Below are 2,938 nucleotides of genomic sequence, written 5' to 3' on the forward strand. Positions count from 1 at the left end.
AGAATTGGCAGAATATAAAGGAACTCATTTTCAAGTTTGCTGGAAATCAAAAAAGTAAGATAAATGGAAATAGGTAACAAATAACTCCCCACGGATATCCTGTCAATGTCATTAATTGATCTCAATAGAGTTCCTTTACGGCTGACAAACAGAATCAGAAAGAAAAACAGAGCCAGCACCAGAACATACCAGTGGTCCGTAAAAAGATAGGGGAAGGTTATTGTTGAAAGTGTTGCCGTAAAGTGTGCCAATTTACGTGTTATTTCTCCATTGATCCCCAAGCGACGGTATACTAATTCGGCTAAAGCCAGCACTAAAATAATTGCAATCAGAAAAATAACAGTCAAAGTTATCTGGTTTCCCATATCTTAAATATTTATTAAACTTCCAATAAACGCTATCCATGCACCAACTGCCACGAGACTGTCGAATCTGTCAAGAAAACCTCCGTGTCCCGGAATGAAGTTGCTGAAATCTTAGGCATTGTATTTCCGCTTAAAATATGAGGCAGAAATATCGCCTGTAAATGCAAAGAACACCACTCCCGCTGCCAGAAGCATTGCTTTTAACGAAGGTGCTGCAATAAGGCCCTTGATAAGAAGTGCGCTTAAAATGGCAACCAGTGCCCCTCCGGTAAACCCCTCCACTGTCTTGTTGGGGCTTATTTTGGGACATAATTTTTTTCGCCCCCATAGTTGTCCCGTTATCTGGCTGAAGCTGTCAAAAATGGAAAGGATAATGAACGAAAAGAGAATTAACTCCTTTTTCATGCCGCTGAAAAAGAAAAAGCCAAAAGAGAGCACTGCAAAAAGAGAGACTGAAAGCAGGAATAAACCCTTCCTGTTATATCCGGATTCCCTGAAAAGCTTAAACAGTTCATAAAATCCAGCAATGATAATCACCGATGCAAGATATCGGAAAGCTATCGGATTTATTACTATACTGAAAAATAAAATATTAATTATCAGGAAGTATGTAGAAAATTTTATCCGGTTTTTGCGTGCATCTCCGGGCTCTTTTCTCCGGTTAATAAAATAGAATGCTACTCCTCCGAGAAGAAAATATACAAGAATTACAAAGTAGATTGTCTGTATCATTGGCTTATAATCATTATAAGTTAGACCGCATTTCCGGAATTATAAGTTGGATTGTAATATGTTCTATAGCTCCCAAAATCCCACAGATTATTATAAAATAGTAGAAAGGGGCAATAAAACCATCGGCCGCACCGGTGAGCAGATTAATCACTAAAAAGATGGAAAACAGGTTGGGGATATTAATGTTTTCTCCCTTTTTCTCAGTTGTGTTTAACATATTCATTCTGCCATACTGGTTTTGTTAACTCTTCAATCTCATTGTCATATTTCGACATTTGCTCATAATACTCCATGTCAAAAAGTATTTGCTGCGCCTCGGGGTTTTCTGCTTTGGCATCACTGGTAATGATATTTTTCATAAAGTTGTCGAAATGATCCCTGAATGAGCATGGAGTGAGCCAGTTTTCGGCTGTTTTGTGATTGTTAAGTCCATAATCGTCTTGCCATTTACGGCCTCTTTTCATCATGTCGGTCTTTAAAGCATCAACAAGGTTTTTCCCGTTATTGTAAAGGTCAATGACATTGTTGATGTAATAAGGGACAAAAACACATGGCATGATATTTCCGTTCCAGTCTATGTAGATATAACCACGGTTTCCTCCATAGGCAATACATCCGCAGGTAAGAACCCCGCTATTCCAGAAATCGGCAATACAATGCTTTTTCTGTGAAATCTGTGTCACCCACATGTTATAAAGCTTCAGACGATTTTCCGGAGAGACCACGAGATCGAATGTCTTCTTTCCGCGTCCTATTGGCAGGAACTGGAATTCCCACATATAAGTGGCTCCCTGTTCTTCAAAATAGTATTCATAGAACTTTTCAGAAAGCAAAGTATCGACATTTTTGCTTGTTGCCGTAACCGAGATTCCAAACGGAACACCTGCTTCCCGTAAATTTTTAAACGCCTCAAGTATTTTGTTGTGAATACCCTGCCCTCTTCTTTCATCGGTCTCTTTGGCAAAACCTTCTACAGATATTGCAGGAGTTACATTGCCCAACTCTGCAAGAGTGGCTGCCATTTCTTTGTTTATCAAAGTTCCGTTGGTATACACAAGGAAGAACATATCGTTATATTTTCTGAAAATATCAACCAGGGTATGATTGTCACTTTTATAAAGAAAAGGCTCTCCTCCGCTTATTGTGATAAAACGACTGCCGTAAAGATCATGTACTTCCTGGCAAATGCGGTTTACGATTTCAAAAGGTAATGTGGGTGTTGTTTTACTGTCTGAGTTTGCATAGCACCCGGTGCATTTAAGATTGCAGTGCTGAGTCGGTGATAAGGTAACAAAGCTTGGTGGAAAAAATCCGTTCTCTTTTATAAACTCCTCCCTTTTTTCTTTAAACTCATTTTTGTCTTTGAAAAATGAATTTTCAACTAATACTTCGGACAGCCTTTCAATGGCATATGAAGACACATAACCTTTCCGGACATTTTTCATTGCCATATGCAGCATAGAAGAGATAAAGCGGAATTTCTTATTTTGCACTTCATTTAGATTATGGTCATCATTCTGCACAATTTCTTTGTAAAGGAAAGAGTCCATCTGTTTAAGAAATATTTTATTCACTAAACCAGATTTAGACGCCTTGACTAATTTTTTGACAAACATTAAGTTATCCATGTCACTCAAAGTTTAATATTTATTTTGGTTGATGAAATATCTCTAATATAAATGTTTTATGCTCCAAATATAGTTATTGTTTTCTAACTAATCAGGCTTTTTGAACAATCTTTTTGAAAAGTTCGGCAAGAATTGCAGTTTCAGTTTCACTTAATACGGCATTGATTTTTTCTGCCATCCGTTCGTAGGCAACTTCCCGAAATTCCTCTATCA

The 2,938-nt window shown here is 37.7% G+C and carries 3 protein-coding genes and 1 pseudogene; all 4 read right to left on the minus strand.

Going from position 1 to position 2,938, the window contains the following annotated elements:
• The coding region (locus tag ABFC98_05335; GenBank protein ID MEN6445451.1) for a phosphatidate cytidylyltransferase at positions 1-365 on the minus strand (365 nt) is incomplete at its 3' end.
• A gap of 3 nt (positions 366-368) precedes the next feature.
• Positions 369-1,097: pseudogene (locus ABFC98_05340) on the minus strand (phosphatidate cytidylyltransferase).
• A gap of 13 nt (positions 1,098-1,110) precedes the next feature.
• Positions 1,111-1,320 carry a hypothetical protein gene (locus tag ABFC98_05345; protein ID MEN6445452.1) on the minus strand — a complete coding sequence of 70 codons (210 nt, stop codon included), beginning with the start codon at positions 1,318-1,320 and terminating at the stop codon, positions 1,111-1,113.
• Positions 1,298-2,725, minus strand: coding sequence for a radical SAM/SPASM domain-containing protein (locus tag ABFC98_05350; protein MEN6445453.1), 1,428 nt, complete (start codon positions 2,723-2,725; stop codon positions 1,298-1,300). The genes ABFC98_05345 and ABFC98_05350 overlap by 23 nt, the downstream gene beginning before the upstream one ends.
• Positions 2,726-2,938 lie beyond the last annotated feature (213 nt).

The organism is Candidatus Cloacimonas sp., from assembly GCA_039680785.1.
GTDB lineage: Bacteria > Cloacimonadota > Cloacimonadia > Cloacimonadales > Cloacimonadaceae > Cloacimonas.